Origin of the sequence: Paenibacillus peoriae, from assembly GCF_022531965.1 — a bacterium.
GTDB lineage: Bacteria > Bacillota > Bacilli > Paenibacillales > Paenibacillaceae > Paenibacillus > Paenibacillus polymyxa_D.
Genome location: NZ_CP092831.1, coordinates 1,229,943 through 1,250,247 on the forward strand (window position 1 = coordinate 1,229,943; position 20,305 = coordinate 1,250,247).

Sequence of the window (20,305 nt, forward strand, 5' to 3'; positions counted from 1 at the left end):
CAGACCATGGCAAAAGAAAAAGCATCCATGACCATTCAGGCCGGATCAGGTGCAAAAAAAGGATATGTGGTTGCAGGGGCTATTTTGAAATGCAACCGTGGTACACAACCCACCCGGCTCAAGCGTCCGTTTAGCCACGGTGTTTACATCAAGGACAAGGCCCAGATGAATGTGGGGGATCACGAACCGGGAGTTCATATATCTGGGTTTGGTAACTGTTTTAGCTCGGCCAATCCGGCGGTTCAAAATAGCGAGATGGTGGACATTTTCGGTGTGAAGAAGGCGCCTTGTATTCCGGTCATTCTTCGACCCTGGATTGGGGGCAAGCAGGATGTGCTCGTCGAGGGACAGCCTGCCTTGCTGGAGCATTGTACCAATGCCTGCCTGTATTGCGGAGCAATAACGATTGAAAATGACGGGCAGAATCTGGAATGATAGTGGGGGTTTCTCATCAAATGGACAAGGTGCAGGAAACATCCGGTTACCGTCATGTGGAATTACTGAGTAAAGTTCCGCTGCAAACCATGACAGACATTCGTATTGAGCGTAGATTGGGCGACCATGTGCGTTTGGTAGTAAGTGGTATCGTGCCGGAGGAAAATCAGGAACGGTTTATGGAGTTAGAGAGTGAAGCCGAACCGGTTGAAGTCATCGAAAAGGACAAGGATGGCCAGCGGCTGCGTACGTTGTTTCATGGACAAATGACGCGTATCACGCTGAAGCAGGTACACGGTATTCATTACGTACAGTTAGAGGCCATATCACATACGATTCGGCTCGATGTGAGGCCTGTGACCCGGTCTTTTCAAAATCATACCATGACGTATGGGCAGCTGCTGAAGCAGGTACTTACTGGTTATACAGGCGCAGATGTGATTGATACGGTCAGCGGGGGTGCTCAACTGGGCGCTTTGACATTGCAGTACAGAGAAACAGACTGGGCATTTTTGAAAAGGATGGCTTCCAGATTTGGAGCTGTGCTTGTGCCTGAGGCTGCCGCAGATGCCCCCAAGTTCTGGTTCGGTATTCCCGAGGGGCGACCCGCAACACTGGATGAGGTCCCGTATCGTTCAAGAAAAAGCTTTGTCGGCGCAGATGGGGCTTTTTCTGACGGGGACGGTTTGTCATGTGGAGCATCGTCGGTGTACGAAGCCGCAGCAATCCTTGGCGGCCCTCTTCCAGGATCGGGTCATGTGGACGACGGAATAAAATATTTTTGGAGTGATTCAAGCAGCAGTGAGCGACTATCTGCTGTCAGCGTGGATGGCTTCATGGGTAGAGCATTGCCTGGAGGAGCAGACCTTTGGCAAAGACAGCCGGGGATTCAAATCGGTATGCGCCATAACGAAGCCAACACCCCCTATGGTACGTTCTATACTGTGGAGAGTGCACGATATTTCCGCCCGGGAGATGTACTCTCTTTTCAAGGCAAGGAACTGCTCGTTGCGGATATCGTGTCCCGGATGGACCGGGGGTTGTTTTTACATACCTATACACTGGTTTCTGAAGATGAAATTCGGCAAAAGCCGATCTGGAACCATTCAGTGAGAGGGGCCTCCCTAGAGGGCCAGGTACTGGAAGTTGAGCGGGATCAGGTACGTGTACATCTCACCATAGATGCTGTACAGGAACGGGAAAAGGCATGCTGGCTCCCCTATGCAACAGGCTATAGTGCAGAGGGCCATAGCGGCTGGTATGTGATGCCCGAAAAAGGAGACATGGTGCAGGTACAGTTCCCGACTTTGCAGGAGTCGGATGGTTTTGCAGCCAGGTCTGTGAGGCGCAGTGGCAAGCCTATACCCGAGTTAGGCAATCCGGACATTAAATACTGGGGCACTCCTCATGACAAGCTGGTTAAGCTAAGCGCGCAAGAGTTGCTGGTATCGGCTAAAACGGATAGCGTATATATTTCACTTGATGCGAAGGGAATACAGGTACACAGTGACCATACGCTTTCAATTGCGGCCAAACGGGGGCTAACGATCCACGCGGAGGACACACTGGACATTACGGCAAACGAGGCCATTTATTTGCAAGCAGGTAGCAGTAGTATGGTGATAGACGGAGAGACGGATATTCGTTCGTCGCGAGTGAAGCTGGATGGGATAATCAAGCGTCCGGTTTTCGTCGCTGATCTGGAGCCCGTGCCAGAACCGCCGTTGATGTCGATCAAGGCGTATCAGGCCGCCCACGCGCCGAAGAGTACTGGCGGGGCAGGAGGAGGTTCTCCGAGTGAACAGGGTTCGGGGAGCAGCAAGCCTGGGAAGGTAGGTGTTTCCCCCGCTGCGTCTGCATCGCCCAAGGCAAACCTGCTGGGCGGTATGCTGAACGTAGCTCAGAAGGCGCTGAGTATCATCGGTACGGTTCCCGTATTGGGAACGCCTGCCCGGATAGTGAGCAGCAAGCTCGCCTCTATTCGCCGCGACGTTGCCAAGGGAGGATCAACCCGTGCCTTGAAGTATGCGGCCGCTGGTTTATCCATGCTGGCAGGCGTGCCATCAGGAGGCTGGGCTGTGCTGGCCGGAAGGAATCTGGCGCGGGAAGCCGTAGCCTTTAACCGCCGGGTAGCTGCTTATAAAAAGAGCGGTGTCGGACAACGCTACGCCGCCGCTTACAGAGGCAAAGTATGGACGGCAGCCCGCAACATCGCTAGTTCCAGATCATTAGGGGAGCTAGCGAAAAATCTAGCCCATAATATGGACAAGCTGAACACGGAGTATCACAAAATTCCGCTTGAAGTGAGAAAAGGTTGGCGGAATAAGGAAGTTGAACAGTTACAACCCTTAGATGCCACCGGAGCGAAGAAAATTCTTGATGAGAAATTTGGTTCCATTAATCAAAATGACCAAAATAGAAATCTTGAATTTGAGGAATATGTTAAGAATGTAATGGTGATGCGTGAAGGAGAAACAGGTTTTTTAGAAGAAAAAGAAAGATTAAGGAATGAGTATGAAAGATATTATAAGTTTAATCCAAATAGGGATTTTGAAACTTGGTTTGCAAGGCTAACACAAACGAGTAAAGTAGAAAGTAACTCGGAGACAAAAGCCCAGTGGGCCTTCGTAGAGCTGATTTTAAATAAAAAGGATCCGTACCCTAGGCCAGTAAATCCCGAGCTAAAAGGAAAAACAGAGCCAGATGTTCGTTTAGAAACTGTGATGAATGCAGGAGCCAAAAAAGCGGAAAAAGAACAAGCTGAAGCTGATCTAAGGCGATGGTATCAAAATTTATACAAGGGTAAGCAACAACAGACTTTTGAAGAATGGTTTGCCCATCTTACAAGTAGTGATAAGATGGAAGCCGAGCAGGCACTAAGTGAATTCCGTGGGAAGATAGCATTAGAGAGCGCAATTTCTCAAGCACAGTTCGAACTCATAATTTCCACCGCATCTATCTTCCAATCAAGACAGAGCACCCGTCCGACTCTTGGTATTGTATCTCGCGGCATGTCAAAAGGAGCAGGGGGCATTAAGGGGAATCCTAAGATACCAGAGGGGACGGGGAATCCTTCACCTGAACAATTGTTAAAAATTAAGCATGCTAATATGAAGAACCCTAGAGGGGGACTTAATGATTTGATTCCATTAGATATAAGGGTAGCTAAAAAGACGCAGAAACCTGTACGTAGGCATCTTACCCAAGGTGAAAAGAAACTAGCTCATCAGCATCTAGACGATCTTGCAGCACGCAGGAATGGGGATCCAAATGCAGCCCAAAGATTAGCTTCCGATAAGTACAGAGAACACCCCCGTGATGATGGATGGACTAGCCTCGACATTATTGATGAGAAAAAAACTACTGGAATAACGAACGTTATGAGGCTTCTTTATAAAGAAGTAGATGATGGGATAGAATGGAGAGTTATTCAGAACCATTAAAATTAGGAAAGGCGAGTTTTAAAATTTAAGTAGAGAAGCACCAGCAAAAGGAAATTATCCATGGTAGGCTTCAGCCTTTAAGAAGATATGGATACTATTTTAAGCGGAATGGAAGATGAAAAAAGATGATTAAAAGGATTCTAGAATTAATAGCGAATGCTCTTTTAGACGAAGATAATTATCTCTTAGAAGATGCTTTAAGGTTACTAAAGACTAATGCTAATTTAGAAGAATTAGTAGATGATTACTATACTCAGCTTGTGCGCATAATTCCTATGGTTAAGGAAGATAGTGCGAAAGTACTTTTAATCGAAACCATAGTTAATTCTCCAGATTTCAATGGTGATGATGAACTCTTAGATGAGTATATAAAACTGATCGCACAAGGTGCGACTTATGTCAAGGATGCAGTCAGCTGTTTAAATTCATTTAATAATCATGGATGTAATGAGATATTTGTAAAACTAGCCGAAAATGTAGATAAAGAACTTGCCTTTGAAATATTAGTATTAATGGACGAATCTAAGTGGGGACCAGTCCCTAAGTCTCTTCAGCCCTTTTCACAACAACTTGAGTCATTTGCGAAAGAGGTTCGGTTACAACAAAAAATAGGGTACCGTTCATGGATTATTGGAGCATTTTTGTTAATTGTTCATCCGTTGTGTTCAAAATATGCATCTATAAGTGCGTTAACCTTCGGATATCCTTATACTGAAGCGGCCGTAAACGATTGGGCGTGGGTAACTCCAAAAAGTACGGAATCTATAATTGAATCTAAAATAGTAACCCCGAAGGAAGCTGAAATATTGAGGGAATTAGGCGGATTATTATGGAATAAGACGAATCTGACTCCAGAACTAGCTACAAAGCTTTACTCGGAATTTTTTGAGGATAGGAATCCGTTTGATGTTATTTTTACTTTGCCAGAGTAGTATAATTCTTTGACAATAAAAAAATGTTAAGGAATGAAAGGGGATAATTCTTTAAATAGTTTGGTAATTTCTTTACAATTCCAGTAACAAGATCGTACAATACAACCAACAAACAAACACTTGATAAATTTTCAAAAGCTCTTCCCAACTTGAACCCTGAGTAGGAATGAGCTTTTTTTGCCTGCAGAAAATGAGCTGAGGAGCTGAACTAAATGACAAAACGTGAACAAGTCATTCAACAGATGGGGCTGCTTACATAGGCACATAAAGCATACGAATAGCTTATGGATGAAATTCGTGGTTACTGCCAGCAAGCTAAGGAATTGTGCGAACAGTTGGCGTTAGTCAACGCTACGTCGTCGCTATCCATTAATCAAAAACTGCCCATCATAATTTCGAGTGATTAAAGGAGAAGCAGGAGGATAAATTACACATAAGCAACAAGAAGCCTCTGAACCATTACCGATTTAGGTCGGTATGAATTCAGAGGCCGTGTGATTTCATGCATTATAACAGTGCTGGGCTTTTTGAGAGCTAAAGTTGGGTCATTTCCCAAGCCACATATTTTCCATCTGTTCAAGTGATCTCCCCTTGGTTTCGGGAACCTTGCGCCATATAAAGACTACGACGAATAACGAGATGGCTCCGAATAACCAGAAGGTATTGGACGGACCGGCTGAACTCAGCAGAGGAGGGAATGCCTGCGATACCAGATAATCACCGGCCCATAGTGCCATCGAAGCGATGGCTACAGCTTTGCCGCGAATGCGGTTCGGAAAGATCTCAGAGATCATGACCCATACGATTGGCCCAAGCGATATAGCGTAGGAGGCCACGTAGATCAATATCATGATGAGTACGAGCGGTCCGGTGGTCAAACCCATTTTGAATGCGGCTCCAATAATGACCAAACAGCAGGTCATCAACGAGGTGCCGATTATCAGCAGGATTTTTCGTCCCGCTTTGTCGATCAGCCATACAGACACGATGGTAAACAACACATTGATCAACCCGATCCAGATGGTCTGGGTCAAAGAAGCGTCTGTACCGAGTCCCATTCCTTTAAAGATAACCGGCGCGTAGTACAAAATGGCATTGATGCCGGTAATATGCTGCATAATGGCGAGCATGACACCGATAAAGAGAGCGACCCGAATACCGGGAGCGAACAATTGTTTCAATGAGTTGTTCTCATTTTTGAATGATTCCTTGATATCAAGCACTTCCTGCTTAGCGGCTTCTTCACCGTGAATTTTCAGCAATATCGGCAACGCTTCATAAGGCCGATTCTGTTTAATAAGCCATCTCGGGCTTTCGGGTATGAAGAGCATCAAGAGCATAAAGATCAGTCCTGGAACAGCTCCCACTCCGAACATCCAGCGCCAGGCTGTTGAGACACCCCAGGCTTCATCCCCCAGGCTGACGATCCACGAATTCTGAAAATAAACCAGGAAAATGCCCGTTACGATCGCCAGCTGATTTAAAGCAACCAAACGGCCGCGGTATTTGGCAGGAGCGATCTCCGCATTGTACACCGGACAAACGGTGGAAGTGATGCCTATGCCAATGCCGCCGATCATGCGAAAGATAACATACCCGGTGAACGAGTCTTGAAGCGCAGAGCAGATCGAGCCGACGACGAATAAAAATCCGGCGGCCAGTAATACCTTTTTTCTACCGATCCTTTCACTCATGTAGCCAGAGAGAGCCGCTCCCGTGATACTCCCTACAATCAGACTCGACACCGCCCAACCAACCTGAAATTCGCTCAGCGAAAAACGCTGCTGTAGGAATTCAACTGCTCCCGAAACGACCGCGATATCAAAACCGAACAATATGCCTCCAAGCGCAGCTACGATGGATACCAGCGTCACAAAAAGCATATTGGGTTTTTCTGATTGAAGCGCTTTCTGTTGAGCGCTTTCATTATGAATGATTACTCCCATATAATCATCTCCCCTCCAGATTCCTAAAACCTCATTCCGTTCTTCGAGGAGAAGTATAACATGCGCTTATAAAAGAAAGGCCGGTTATCGTCTTCAATAAACGGACCTTTTCACGCACGATTTTGGCTTCGGTTCTCGAATTGGAGACGGAGGAGCTAAATCTAGCATTACCTTGTCATTCGAGCTTAAAAAAATCCATGCCGATGGTCGGCATGGATGAATTTCTACTATTTTTGGCTTTTGAACTCAGTGGGAGGAACCCCCGTTATCTTCTTAAAGACACGGCTAAAATAGTTTGGGTCCTTATAACCCACTTCAAAGCTGATTTCCTTCAGAGCAAGGTTACCCTCCTTGATCAGAGAAATAGCTTTATCAATCCGTAGCCGGGTTACGAAGTCGATGAACGTCTCTCCGTATTCCTGTTTGAAAATTTTACTGAAGTAGTGGGGATTCAAATGGACAAAATCAGCCACTTCTTCCAGCGAAAGCTCATCGTTGAATCGTTCCTCGATATACATTTTCGCTCTGCCCAGCATAGTCAGTGTTTGAACCTCCCGCTGTTCGCGTATCCGTTGCAGTGCTGACATGACGTACGTCTGCTGAAGCATTCCATTCTCCGCTTTGACGGCAAGCACAGAAGCGTTTCCAGCCTCTGACGACTTCAGTTCGTCAAAGTGGCAGTAACCTCCATCCCGCTTGCGTAGGGTGGAGGCAAAAACGGCTTCGAAATAGGACTTGCGAAGTCCTTCCTCGCCGCTATGCAGCGATCCGATTCCAATGGCCGTCTTAATGCCAAGTTGCTGGTGGGCAAGCTCGGAGAGCTGCTGAACGAGGTGTTTAACCAACTGGCGCCAGTCGTTTTCGCTGGTGGCAGGCGGCTTGCATAAAAAAGTGGCTACATGATGGTCGATCAGGGAGCTTACAATGGCATTCGGGCCATGTGTTTTTACATAGCTTCGGAAATGATCGTAAATTTTCTTTTTATCCTGCTCGTCCGGATATCCGTCAAAGGCGGCAATGATGGCGCTTCCCTGATCAAGAGGAAAGTCCAGCCATTCTGATAGCTGGGAAGCGCTCGAATCCACTGTCTGGTCGACCATAAGCATTAAAGCCAGCTCATTTTCTGCGAGCGGCATCAGCTGTGAGATTTTGTGCCTAAGCTCCAATTCTTCCGTACGTGCTCGCTTCTCGCACTCAATTTCTTCAATCAGTCGTTTCAGTGTGCCGATGATCAGTTCTCGCTTCGCCGGCTTCAGAATATATTCTTTTACGCCCAAAGAGAGCGCCTTCTGGGCATAGGCAAAATAATCGTAGGCAGTGACGAGCACGAATCGGGTATCGGGAAGCCGCTCCTTTAATTCACGAAGCGCTGCAAGCCCGTCGATTCCGGGCATATTGATATCCAGAATCGCAATATGGGGACGGTGCTCTTCCGCACATTCAATCGCCATGCGACCGTTGCCAGCATGAATAAACCGGAATATCCCCGGCATCGCCCGTTCCACTGTCAATTCCAGTCCTTCTCTCTCTAAAGCCTCGTCATCCGCGATTAACAACCGATACATCAGTCTACTCACTCTCCTTCTTGACTGGAATTCGTATGGTTATGGTAGTACCTCGTCCGGTACTGCTACTGATTTCAACCATTCCTTCTTTTCCGTAGAACAACTGCAGCCGCCTAAACACATTTTGCATTCCAAGTCCTGTTGAACTGTCACTTTCGACTTTGCCTTCAAGACGGAGCACGGACAGTCGGGTTTCCTCCGTCATACCCTTTCCGTTGTCTGAGATTTCAATTTGTACATCCTCGTTCGCTCGCGACAACGTCAACGTGATAATGGCTCCGTCCTCCATATCTGCCACACCATGAAGAAAAGCGTTTTCAATAAATGGCTGGATCGTCAAGGCCGGAATTTGCTGCTGAAGAACGGAAGCGTCAAAGTGCAGATTAAAGAGAATTCTGTCCCGGAAGCGCGCCTGCTGAATGGTCACGTATTCGCGAATATGATCCAGTTCCTCCTGAAGAGTTACGGGTTTGTCCAGCTTCTGCAGACTGTACCGTAGTAGATTGGACAGCGAGACGATCAGGTCGCTGGTTTTCTCCGCCCCTTCCAGGATCGCCAGCTTGGAGAGCACATTTAAGGTATTGAATAAAAAATGCGGATTAATTTGATTTTGCAGAGCCAGAAGCTCCAGTTCCTTCACAAGCCGCCGCATTTCCAGACTCTGTTTATCCTTCTCAATGAGGATGCTCAAATCGGCGGACATTTGCGAAATGGCGTCCGACAGTACGCCTAGCTCGTCATCCCGTCGCGGTGGGGGCTTGATATTCAGATCACCTGTAGCGATTCGCTTCGCCAGTCCGACAAGTCTGCCGACAGGGCCAGTAATGCTGCGCGAGATCCAGATTGCAAGCAAAACCCCCATCAGCGCGTTCATGCCGAACAATGCCACTCCTAAAACGTTCATTCGCTCATTTTTGTTCCGAATGTTCTCGATGATCGGCCGGTAATAGGCCAGTTCAGCATCGATCAGTCGCTGTCCCTCCTCATGAATATAGCTGACGGTTTTCTCCGCTTCAATATAATGTTCAAAAGCCGATTGAGGATCTTGTGTATTTGCATCCAGAACTGCGGCTTGTTTCTGTTCAAGAAATGTGGTCAACAAATTCACGTAGTCCTCCTCGGCGAAAGAAGGGTCGGTCGAGTCGGAGACTTCTTGGATTTTGCCTTTCAACTGCATTAATTGGTATTCTGTCGGACCCTGCATAGCCTTATCGTCCCTTGGATTAAGCAGATAGGCATATAGGAGCTTTAAGTTGCTCTCCGCCGATTCGGAGGTTTGCTCGATGAGGAGAATGCGGCCAAGCATTTCATCGTAGCTCTGTTGTACGACCTTTCCGCTTTGGAATACAAAATAAGCGATGATATTGGCGAACACAACTAGAAGAGGGATGAACAGAAGCAGCTTCGTTCTGATCGTCATCGTCTGTCATCTCCGGACATGTTGTCGGGAGTGTCCGCATGCACTTCATATACCCTGGTGTATGTTAATTGCTGGGGATCATTCCCCTTTAGATAATCATTCAGCAATTTTATGGCCTTAGCCCCCATTTCTTCTGGCTGTTGAACAAGGGTCAGTTCGATTTTGCGATCTTTGATCGCTTCCAACGTCTCGGCCATATCGTCAAAAGCGAAAATCTGCAAATTCCGCGCGCCGCGCCGCTCCGAGGCTTCCAGAATGCCAAGGCCGTCCAGCGCACTGAATCCGACCATGTAGCGGATCTGCGGATATCGGGCGAGCATGTTTTGAGCTTGCTGGGCTGCCTGAAGCCGTGAAATATTTGAGGAGCGAATCTCCACAATGTGGAGATTGGGATAGCGGCTGATCACGGAGCGAAATCCGGCAAGCCTGAGTCGCTGATTCTCGACGTGCTCGCTACTGATCATAACTCCAATGTCGCCACGCTCTCCAGAGGCTTTCGCTAATAGCGCGCCCATCTGTTTTCCTGCTCCTTCGTTATCCGTTCCGACGTAAGCCAGCCTTCGGGAGTCCGGTTCGTCCGTATCGACCGCGATGACAGGTATGCCAAGTCCGGCTGCTTTGTCGATTAATCGTCGATACTCCGGATCATTTATCCCTTGAACCAGAATTGCATCCGCCTTGGCAGCGATCGCTTTATCCAGCAGTTTGATCTGCTCGGACGGATTAATGCGGTCTGGACCGATATAATCGAGCCGCATACCGTACTGTTCCGCTTCTTTTCGGGCTCCTTGTTCAATGGACCGCCAGTAATAATTGTCTAGCTCTTGCGATATCAATACCACTTTTGTATCGGAACCCCCGTCGTTTGGTGAAACCGTCTTCAATTGTTCTGCAAATTGGTGGATTTGAAAGGAAGACAGAGTGAACTGAAAGAGCAGCCAGGCAAATAGCAGGAAGACTGGGATAAGGATAAATGTCCATTTACGGTTTGACATGTCTTGCTCCTTTGTAAATATTTAGAGACTTAACTCATTATACAGTAACCAAAGAAGCGTAGGCAGCTATCGCCAGCATAAGCGCGATTATTGAGGAGATGGAAGTCGAGCAGGCACTAAATGAATTCCGTGGAAAGATAGCATTGGAGATAGGCCCCTACCAGTAGGATTAGGACATTTTTAAGTCCAGAAACTGCTTCAGGGGCTTAAGTATATAAAAATAACCTCACTAAATCAGACCATGCTTTTTAAAGCTGTGAAACAGTCCATCTTCATCCACAGCATCCGTAATGTCATCTGCAATGGCTTTGAGGTCCGGTTTGGCATTTCCCATGGCAATTCCTAGTGCACAATATTCAATCATTTCAGCATCGTTCATCCCGTCTCCGATAGCAATGGTGTCTTCTTGGGATCTTCCCAAATGCTCAATAAGCTTTTCAATAGCTACGGCTTTATGAATACCGGGAACCATTAGCTCACCACTGTCTTGCCCGAAAGCAGATACAGTACATTGAATAACCTCAAATTTCCCTGCGAATTCCTTTTTGATTTGTTCAAAAGGAACATTTTTATTTTCCAAAAAACATGCTTTGTTCACGTCACTACGGTACAGGTTGTCCTCTCCTATAGTTAGGCCGGTGATAAAAGGATGCGGGCGTTGTTCTTTTTTTTCTCTGGCTACGGGATCATTGTCCACATCTCCATAGATAAGCCGTTCCACATGGGGCAGAAAGTTTTTACTCGCAAACAGTCCCCCGTTCGATTCCAAATAAAAGTCCAAATCATGTTCATCAAAGTAATCGACCATATGTCTAACATCTTCATCCGATACTTTGTGGTGATATAACATCTCGCCTTCGATTTCTACAAAGCCCCCGCCAGCTCCGATGATCCCGTCAAAACCGACCTCCATGATAAAATCATAAATCTCCGCTTTGGATCGGCCAGTGCATAAATAAATCAGATGTCCGTTCTTTCTCGCTTCGATACATGCTGTTTTTGCAGATTCGGGAATCATACCATCATCATTCACTAGCGTTCCATCTATATCTAAAAAGATAATCTTTTTGTTCATCTTAGGCTGCTCCTTGCTCTCCAATGTTTTCTTTTATGTTACTACATTTACCGCACTTAAAGTACATATTGAACTGAAAAAACACTAGATAGAAAGAGAGAAACGGGATGGATCAAAATGGAAATGGGAAACCCTCTGATCACGCGAAAGTTAGGATTTTTGACACCTAAATACGAAACTGGTCATGATTTTGATAACGCTTTCCACAGGCCTATTGCTACAATGACGGTATATACCCATTCTAATTACCGGAGGTTGAATGCCGTGTCATTTAAAGTAGCTTTTATTGGAGCAGGAAGCATCGGTTTTACCCGTGGAATTTTGCGAGATCTGTTATCGGTGCCGGAATTTAATGATATTGAAGTGGCTTTTACGGATATCAGTCAGCACAATCTGGATATGGTTACTGAGCTGTGCCAGCGGGATATTCGCGAGAATGGTTTGTCCATACAAATACAGTCCTCTACGGACCGTAAGATAGCTTTAAAGGATGCCAAATACGTCATTTGTACGATCCGGGTTGGTGGGCTGGAGGGCTTTGCAACCGATGTGGATATTCCGCTGAAATATGGCGTGGATCAATGCGTGGGCGATACACTGTCTGCAGGAGGGATTATGTACGGTCAGCGTGGTATTGCTGAAATGCTGGCCATCTGCAAGGATATCCGCGAGCTAAGTGCACCGGATGTATTGCTACTGAACTACTCGAACCCCATGGCAATGATGACGTGGGCCTGTAATAAATACAGCGGTGTGCGTACAATCGGTCTATGTCACGGCGTACAGCATGGGCATCACCAAATTGCCGAGGTGTATGGTCTGGAGAAGCAGGATGTGGACATTGTGTGCGCCGGAATCAATCACCAGACGTGGTACATTCAGGCGTCACATGAAGGCAAGGATCTGACAGCCGGGCTGCTGGAGGCTTTTGAAAAACATCCCGAATATAGCCGTACCGAAAAGGTGCGCATCGACATGCTTCGCCGTTTTGGCTATTACAGCACAGAGTCAAATGGTCATCTAAGTGAATATGTACCTTGGTACCGGAAGCGTCCGAATGAAATTATGGATTGGATTGATCTAGGCAGCTGGATCAACGGAGAAACAGGCGGCTATCTGCGTGTATGTACAGAAGGACGTAATTGGTTTGAAACAGATTTCCCCAACTGGATGAAAGAAGAGCCATTGGAGTACAAGGCGGAAAATCGCGGTGAAGAGCATGGTTCATACATTATCGAAGGTCTGGAAACCGGACGTGTATACCGGGGGCATTTTAATGTCGTAAATAACGGTGTGATTTCCAATTTGCCGGACGATGCGATTATTGAAGCGCCTGGATATGTGGATCGAAATGGTATCTCCATGCCATATGTAGGAGACCTTCCGCTCGGTCCTGCTGCCGTCTGCAATGTAAGTATTTCCGTCCAGCGTTTGGCTGTCGAAGCAGCTGTACACGGAGATGATAAGCTGCTGCGGCAAGCCTTTATGATGGATCCGCTAGTGGGCGCGGTGTGTAATCCGAAAGAAATTTGGCAGATGGTTGATGAAATGCTGGTGGCGCAGGAAGCATGGCTGCCGCAATACGGAGCAGCGATTGCCGAGGCGCGCCAACGTTTGGCTGCAGGCGATCTGATTCCAACCCGGCCTTATGAGGGAGCAGCACGACTTAAGGTGAAGACGGTTGAAGAAATGCAGTTGGATCGGGATGCCGCCAATAAAAATGCAGGGCAATCCGACAAGGGCAAGGATCGCGAAAAAGTGTAGAACAACAAGGGCAGAGATTGACTTCACAACAATAAAAGGGTGTTTTCACGGCTATGAGGGCCTGAAAACACCCTTTTGCTGTCGATAGATATAACGATTTGGCATAGTTGGCGTGCTGGAGTTTATCATTGTCGATTTAGGCTGACGGAAATTAAAGAATACGGTCTTGCTTTTTATGAATTTGCTCTTTTGCCGTCGATCCTAAATCTCCTGAAAGCTTGTTATAGCAGGGATGTTCAACAAATGAAGAAACCGACTTCAGAAAAAGAGGGGCCTTGATGAACCACTAGGGTGGCAATTCATATGCCTAATTAATAATGTAGTCCTTAATTTATTCAATTTACAGCAGATTTCCAGCTCACTATAATCTAACATAGGAGGTGACAAAAAGGGGAAAATGTGAGCGCATGCACAAATAGAAAGCGCTTACCTTTCGCAACTATGAACGCCACTTTTTTTGGAAAGAGTAGAGTAGGCGTAACTCACAATTAATCATGTAACAATCAGGTGCCGACATAGGAAGATTCAACAAAATCCACGGAAAGATAGGTGAAGCAATTGAAAACAAAGCAAGTGCTTCGTAAAAGCATGAAGTATGCTTTTGCGCTATCACTCGTCGCAAGCAGCTTTCTACCAGGTGCAGGATTTACGGATAAAATACATGCAGAATCCCATGTGGACAATCCTTACCAAGGAGCGACAAAGTATATTAACCCTGATTATGCGGCTAGTGTCGACACATCGATTGCCAAAATTACGGATGCCAATCTGAAAGCAAAAATGCAAACGGTCAAAACGTTCCCGACAGCCGTATGGCTTGATCGTATCGCTGCTATTAATGGCGGTGGAGGCAAGCTTGGTCTGGAAGCGCATTTGGACCAAGTATTGGCGCAAAAGAAAGGCAGCACACCGATCACGGCGGAATTTATTGTGTATGATCTGCCCGGACGGGATTGTCATGCCTTGGCTTCCAATGGTGAATTGCCGCTGACCCAGGCAGGTTTGGAAACCTATAAAAAGGATTACGTTGACAAAATTGCTTCTATTTTTGCAAATCCCAAATATAAGGATATTCGTATCGTAGCGATCATTGAACCGGACAGTTTGCCAAATTTGGTAACCAATCTGGATACTCCCCAATGTGGACAAGCCAAATCTACAGGAATTTATGAGGCTGGCGTTAAATACACAATGAATAAGCTGAACGAGATTCCGAATGTGTACAAATACGTGGATATCGGTCACTCTGGTTGGTTAGGTTGGGATAACAACCGTGCAGCAACGGTATCCCTGTTTACAACTATCTTCAAAGATACTAGCAAAGGTTTGTCCAGTGTGGATGGCTTTATCACGAATACAGCCAATACTTCACCGTTGACAGAACCGAATCTGCCTGATCCCAACCTGAATATTGGCGGGCAGCCGATCAAATCGTCCAAATTCTACGAATGGAATCCTAATTTCGATGAATCGGATTTCGCTGAGTCCTTGCATAGAGATTTTGTCAATGCAGGCTGGCCAAGCTCGCTCGGCATGTTAATTGATACCGGCCGTAATGGATGGGGAGGACCTAACCGTCCGACTTCCGCAGTCGGCAATGATATTAACTCCTATGTAAACTCAGGTCGTGTGGACAAACGTTCGCACCGTGGTAACTGGTGTAATAGCAGCGGAGCAGGGATGGGAACGCCGCCACAAACGGCTCCAGCTGGCCATATCGATGCCTATGTCTGGGCGAAACCTCCGGGTGATTCCGATGGTTCCAGCTCACTCATTCCGAACGATGAGGGTAAAGGCTTTGACCGTATGTGTGATCCTACCTATACAACCAAGGATGGCACATTAACAGATGCTTTGCCGAATGCACCTATTTCAGGAGCATGGTTCCATGATCAGTTTGTGATGTTGGTACAAAATGCGTACCCTGCAATCGTGCCTTCCACTGGTGGTGTGGACCCAGCGCCTACAGCTCCAGCTGTACCGTCTGGCTTAAAGGCCGTAGCTGGTAATGCTCAAGTGACGCTGACTTGGAGTGCATCTACGGGTGCCGATAGCTACACGGTAAAACGTGCCACTAGCGAAGCAGGTCCTTTTACAGCCGTTGCCCCTCTTGTAACGGAAAGAGAGTACACAGATAAGGGACTGACGAACGGAACAACTTACTTCTATGTTGTAAGTGCTACGAATGCGAAAGGAACAAGTAAGGATTCTGCAACGGTAAGTGCTGAACCTAAAGGTACACCGACTGATCCAACAGAACCAGCGGGTGATCTGGTTGTAATGTACCGGGCCGGGGACACCGACCCAGCGAATAACGCAGTTAAGCCTTTCCTTAACCTGAAAAATAAAGGCACAACACCCGTGAAGCTGAGTGAGCTGAAAATACGTTACTATTTTACGAAGGATGGCAGCCAAGAGCTGCAATCCGTAGTAGACTATGCGCAAGTAGGCAATGATAACGTGCTGCGTACCATTACAGACAACTATATTGAAATTGGTTTCAGTGCTGCTGCCGGCACGCTTGCTGCTGGAGCTCAAACAGGTGATATTCAGATCCGCATGAACAATAGCGACTGGTCTAACCTGAACGAATCCAATGATTATTCCTTTGATCCAACTAAAACCTCTTATGCAGAATGGAACAAAGTAACGTTGTTCCACAATGATAAGCTGGTGTGGGGAATCGAGCCTTAGGATTCGGCTAGAACATGTGCCCCTTGAGTGATTGAAAAGTAGTAAAAGAAGGCTACGGCATAACTGTCGTAGCCTTCTTTTACGTCTTCGAATAAAGAATTTGATGACCAAGGGAATAAGCATTGAAATTGTGTATAATGAAAAAAAGAATGCTGTTTCTACTGTGGAGGGTCATCATGAGCAAAAAGTTAATCTTAGATGTAGATACGGGCATTGACGACGCGCTTGCTATTGCGTACGCGGCCCATTCGCCGGAATTGGAGCTACTCGGTATTACAACCACCTTTGGCAATATCTCGGTGGAGGAGGCAACACGTAACTCACTGATTCTGCTGGAAAAACTGGGGGTAGAGGCTCCGGTCGTGTCTGGGGCTCACAAGCCGTATGCTCGGGAGCTGTTCAAACCTTATTCTCGGCATATTCACGGTGAAGACGGTATTGGCAATCAGTTGAAAGGAGCGCCCTCCCGTCAGGCTGCGTCTGGGGATGCCGCTGATTTTATAATCGGACAGGCTCGTCGCTATGAGGGCAAACTTACCCTGGTAGCTGTGGGACCGCTGACCAATCTTGCATTTGCATTGGATCGCTGTCCCGAATTGCCCCAATTGCTTGAGCGCCTGATCATCATGGGCGGCGCGGTCACAGTGAAAGGGAATGTAACTCCAGCGGCTGAAGCGAATATTTACGCCGATCCAGAAGCCGCAGCCTATGTGCTGGGAGCGGGCTTTCCGCTTACGCTCGTTGGGCTGGACGTCACGATGCAAACCCTGCTTCCACAGCGGGATGTGGATAAATGGCGTGAGCAAGGGACCGAGCTGGGCGCGTTTATGGCAGATATGACAGACTTCTATATGGAAGCTTATCGCAATTTCAGACCTGGTATTGCAGGCTGTGCTTTGCATGATCCTTTAGCCGTAGGGTTGGCTATTGACTCCAATTTTGTGGAGACGCGTCCAATGCACATTGCCGTTGAGGTGGGCGATTCCGCCGAGGTTGGTCGCACCCGTGAGGTGCAAAATGAGAACGAAGCTCAATCACTGACTACGGTTGATGTGGCACTTAAAGTCGATGCGGAACGATTTTTGCGTCATTTTCTTAGCCGGGTGGTATAAATTAGCCGGATGGTATAAAAAAATAATTCAAAGATTGCCGATGAATCTGCATCGGCAATCTTTTGTGCATACATGTTTTTAAGAGCTTTCGTCTAGAGGTGGACTCACCGCTATAAAAATCCCACATCATGTTATAATATGTACAAGTGGATAAAAATACCAGACTACAGAGGAGGAGATTGATTGTGTTTTCTGGTGCTCGACGACTACCTTTGCTGGAACATATGTATAATCATGCCCCGACAGGAATCGTGATTTTGTCGAGGGAAGGGAAGTGCCTGTACGTCAATCCCGCCTTTTGCAAAATGGTCGGATATGAGCAGGAGGAATTACTGGATATCCGATATTACCATCTCTTGTATAAAGAGGCTCAGGATCAGCGAGGGTTGAGGGAGGCTTATGCAGGTTGGCTACAGGCTACGGATCAAGTCTACAAGACAGAGCTACGTTTGAAACATAAACGGGGAACATCCGTCTGGCTAGCGCTGGAATTAACCATATTTGATGATGTGGCTACCGAACAATCTTATTTGATTGCGTATGCAATGGATATCACGGAGAAAAAGGACATGGAGCAGGTGCTCTCGGATAATGAGGATTTGTATATGCTGATTACGGAAAATACGCCGGATGTTATCTCATATAGCACGGCGGACGGCATACTCCAATATATCTCTCCTTCGGTGGAAAAACTCCTAGGCTATACGAAACAGGAGATGCTTGGGAAAAAACGATTGCAATTTTACCATGTCGAAGATGCCGATTACATGCGTGTACATGGAATGTTCAAGGAAACAGGCATCATGAAGCGGCGTGTTCGTCATAAGGACGGGCACTATTTGTGGCTGGAAGTATCGTACCGCATTATTCGGGATGAACGGGGCAGAATCAAGCGAGTTCTATCCATCGGACGAAATATCACAGAGCGCCAGAAGAGCGAGGAGAACCTGGCAAAAGCTCAACAGTTGGCGATGTTCGGCTCATGGGACTGGGATCTGGTCAACAATGTTATGCATTTTTCCAAGGAATTTCGCAGCATATTTGGCTATTGTGTCAAGCCGGTTGAAACAAGTATTGACGCGTTCATGGCGGCTGTTCATCCAGAAGATACAGAGCGCATGAAACAGATTATCACCAACGTTATATTGAAGGGAATACACGAAGAGACCTTTTACCGAATTGTATTGCCGAATGGGGAACAAAAGGTACTGCGTTCAATCTGGGAAGCTGAAATGGACGAGCATGCAGGCAAGCCCGTTCAAGTGGTGGGTATGATCCAGGATGTTACAGAGCACCGGGAAATGGAGCAGCGCCTGCGTGAAAGTGAAAACCGCTATAAGTCACTATTTCAACATAATCCACTCGGGATATGCGCCGTGAATATGGAAGGTCATATCTTAAGTGTGAATCCGAGCTTGGAGGAGCTTACGGGTTATACGAAGGATGAGTTGCTTGGGGCTGACATACTTATCATGGCTTCCTCTGAGGAACAGGATAAAATCAAGCGTCACATGGAGCTGGCCAAGCAGGGTGAGACGCAAACCTATGAATCGGAATTTATACATAAGGAGGGGGAGCGTCTATTTATCAAGATGACGAATATCCCGATTTTCGTGCAAGAGGAAATTGTAGGCTGCTACGGGATTATAGAAAATGTTACCCCTCTCAAAAGCTACATTGCTCAAATTGAGAAGCTCAGTAATGAGCATTCGCTTATTTTGAATGCTGTATCCGAAGGAATTGTGGGTTTAAGTACCGAAGGACATGTCCGCTTTATGAACCCGGCAGCTGTCGAGATGTTCGGCGTAGGATCGGCCAAACCGCTGAATGGCGCATGCATAGACATGATCCGCCATGCTGACGAAATTGGCAGTCATTTTCCGGACGAACAGTCCTCTATTCTTCAAGCGATTCGAAGCGGAGCCTCTTATCAGGCAGAGGAAGCAGTATTTTGGAAAAAAGGCGGGTCCAGCTTTCTGGCCTCCTATCGAATCAGCCCTTTGATGGATAATGGCGAGCGAAAAGGGGCTGTGATGGTTTTTGTAGACAGGACGAATGAAAAGGAGATCATTCGGGCCAAGGAGTCTGCCGAACGCGCCGATCGGGCCAAGTCAGAGTTTCTCTCTGTGATGAGTCATGAGCTCCGTACACCGATGAACGGCATTATAGGTATGGCGGGGTTACTCGCAGATACTGAATTGGATGAGGAGCAGCGTAGCTATATAGATATTATTACCAGTAGCAGTGGTGCTTTAATGCAGATATTGAACGAGATACTGGATTTGAGCAAAATCGAAGCTGGTAAAATGTCTTTGCTGCACGAATCCTTTGTGCTAGATGACGTGGTCGGCAGTGTGGCTGACCTATTCATGACGCAGGCTATGGAAAAAGGCATTGAGCTGGAATGGCATGTGGATCAGGAAATGCCGGGGATGCTGGTCGGTGATCATGTGCGTATCCGGCAGGTGCTGGTGAATTTGGTGAGCAATGCGATCAAATTTACGGAGCGAGGGCGTGTAAATATCTTTGTGGAGAGAAAGGCTTACAGCCGTCGTAAAAATAGATGCCTGATTGAGTTCAGTGTTACTGATACTGGAATCGGTATTCCAGCAGACCGCCAACATCTATTGTTTCAGCCTTTTTCCCAGCTTCATCCGGCATTGAACCGGAAATATGGAGGGACAGGCCTAGGCTTGTCCATCTGCAAAAACCTGGTCAAGCTAATGGGAGGTTCCATTGGTGTGGATAGCGACGAGGCCAAAGGAGCAACATTCCGGTTCCAGCTGGATCTTAAACTGCCGGAAGGGCAAACGCTTGCCAATATATGCCGTGATCAGCCTTATGATTCAAAGGAAGGCTAAAAAGACATAGCCGTGATGCAGGATGCATCACGGCTATTTTTGTAAGAAATGTTCAAAGAAAAG

General features: G+C 46.9%; 12 protein-coding genes. 7 read left to right on the forward strand and 5 right to left on the reverse strand.

Features of this window, described 5'->3' with window-relative positions; all coding sequences use genetic code 11:
- Positions 1-6 precede the first annotated feature (6 nt).
- The 3 genes from MLD56_RS05520 (at position 7) to MLD56_RS05530 (ending at position 4,810) form a co-directional block, all read left to right on the forward strand.
- Positions 7-435, forward strand: coding sequence for a DUF4280 domain-containing protein (locus MLD56_RS05520; RefSeq protein ID WP_029516076.1), 429 nt, complete (start codon positions 7-9; stop codon positions 433-435).
- 20 nt (positions 436-455) lie between these two features.
- Positions 456-3,878, forward strand: a complete 3,423-nt coding sequence (locus MLD56_RS05525) for a phage baseplate assembly protein V (protein WP_209950046.1) — start codon at positions 456-458, stop codon at positions 3,876-3,878.
- Positions 3,879-4,003: 125 nt separating this feature from the next.
- The gene (locus tag MLD56_RS05530; RefSeq protein WP_029516078.1) at positions 4,004-4,810 is read left to right on the forward strand and encodes a hypothetical protein; all 807 of its coding nucleotides are present in this window, start codon (positions 4,004-4,006) and stop codon (positions 4,808-4,810) included.
- Positions 4,811-5,355: 545 nt separating this feature from the next.
- On the opposite strand, the gene MLD56_RS05535 is transcribed toward MLD56_RS05530, so the two are convergent.
- The 5 genes from MLD56_RS05535 to MLD56_RS05555 all read right to left on the reverse strand — a co-directional run bounded on the left by MLD56_RS05535 (position 5,356) and on the right by MLD56_RS05555 (position 11,811).
- Complete coding sequence (locus MLD56_RS05535; protein ID WP_029516079.1) at positions 5,356-6,756, reverse strand: sugar porter family MFS transporter; 1,401 nt, start codon at positions 6,754-6,756, stop codon at positions 5,356-5,358.
- A gap of 227 nt (positions 6,757-6,983) precedes the next feature.
- Positions 6,984-8,321 (reverse strand): response regulator transcription factor, encoded by a 1,338-nt coding sequence (locus MLD56_RS05540; protein ID WP_029516080.1) that lies wholly within the window; start codon positions 8,319-8,321, stop codon positions 6,984-6,986.
- Between the two features lie 4 nt (positions 8,322-8,325).
- Positions 8,326-9,741, reverse strand: coding sequence for a sensor histidine kinase (locus MLD56_RS05545; RefSeq protein WP_039269403.1), 1,416 nt, complete (start codon positions 9,739-9,741; stop codon positions 8,326-8,328).
- Entirely contained in the window at positions 9,738-10,736 is a 999-nt protein-coding gene (locus MLD56_RS05550; RefSeq protein WP_029516081.1) for a substrate-binding domain-containing protein, read from the reverse strand. Before MLD56_RS05550 ends, MLD56_RS05545 begins: the two co-directional genes overlap by 4 nt.
- Positions 10,737-10,965: 229 nt before the next feature.
- Positions 10,966-11,811, reverse strand: a complete 846-nt coding sequence (locus MLD56_RS05555) for a Cof-type HAD-IIB family hydrolase (RefSeq protein WP_029516082.1) — start codon at positions 11,809-11,811, stop codon at positions 10,966-10,968.
- A gap of 264 nt (positions 11,812-12,075) precedes the next feature.
- On the opposite strand from MLD56_RS05555, the gene MLD56_RS05560 reads away from it, so the two are divergent.
- From MLD56_RS05560 to MLD56_RS05575, 4 genes are all read left to right on the forward strand, one after another.
- On the forward strand, positions 12,076-13,575 hold the full coding sequence (locus tag MLD56_RS05560; protein WP_029516083.1) for an alpha-glucosidase/alpha-galactosidase: 1,500 nt from the start codon (positions 12,076-12,078) through the stop codon (positions 13,573-13,575).
- 549 nt (positions 13,576-14,124) lie between these two features.
- Positions 14,125-16,269, forward strand: a complete 2,145-nt coding sequence (locus MLD56_RS05565; RefSeq protein WP_029516084.1) for a glycoside hydrolase family 6 protein — start codon at positions 14,125-14,127, stop codon at positions 16,267-16,269.
- A gap of 176 nt (positions 16,270-16,445) precedes the next feature.
- On the forward strand, positions 16,446-17,381 hold the full coding sequence (locus tag MLD56_RS05570; protein WP_029516085.1) for a nucleoside hydrolase: 936 nt from the start codon (positions 16,446-16,448) through the stop codon (positions 17,379-17,381).
- 185 nt (positions 17,382-17,566) lie between these two features.
- Positions 17,567-20,242 (forward strand): PAS domain S-box protein, encoded by a 2,676-nt coding sequence (locus tag MLD56_RS05575; protein ID WP_029516086.1) that lies wholly within the window; start codon positions 17,567-17,569, stop codon positions 20,240-20,242.
- The last annotated feature ends 63 nt before the right edge of the window (positions 20,243-20,305 follow it).

Coding starts and splice junctions, on each gene's coding strand:
- MLD56_RS05520 (WP_029516076.1), top strand. CDS start 7: ATGGCAAAAGAAAAAGCATCCATGACCATTCAGGCCGGATCAGGTGCA.
- MLD56_RS05525 (WP_209950046.1), top strand. CDS start 456: ATGGACAAGGTGCAGGAAACATCCGGTTACCGTCATGTGGAATTACTG.
- MLD56_RS05530 (WP_029516078.1), top strand. CDS start 4,004: ATGATTAAAAGGATTCTAGAATTAATAGCGAATGCTCTTTTAGACGAA.
- MLD56_RS05535 (WP_029516079.1), bottom strand. CDS start 6,756: ATGGGAGTAATCATTCATAATGAAAGCGCTCAACAGAAAGCGCTTCAA.
- MLD56_RS05540 (WP_029516080.1), bottom strand. CDS start 8,321: ATGTATCGGTTGTTAATCGCGGATGACGAGGCTTTAGAGAGAGAAGGA.
- MLD56_RS05545 (WP_039269403.1), bottom strand. CDS start 9,741: ATGACGATCAGAACGAAGCTGCTTCTGTTCATCCCTCTTCTAGTTGTG.
- MLD56_RS05550 (WP_029516081.1), bottom strand. CDS start 10,736: ATGTCAAACCGTAAATGGACATTTATCCTTATCCCAGTCTTCCTGCTA.
- MLD56_RS05555 (WP_029516082.1), bottom strand. CDS start 11,811: ATGAACAAAAAGATTATCTTTTTAGATATAGATGGAACGCTAGTGAAT.
- MLD56_RS05570 (WP_029516085.1), top strand. CDS start 16,446: ATGAGCAAAAAGTTAATCTTAGATGTAGATACGGGCATTGACGACGCG.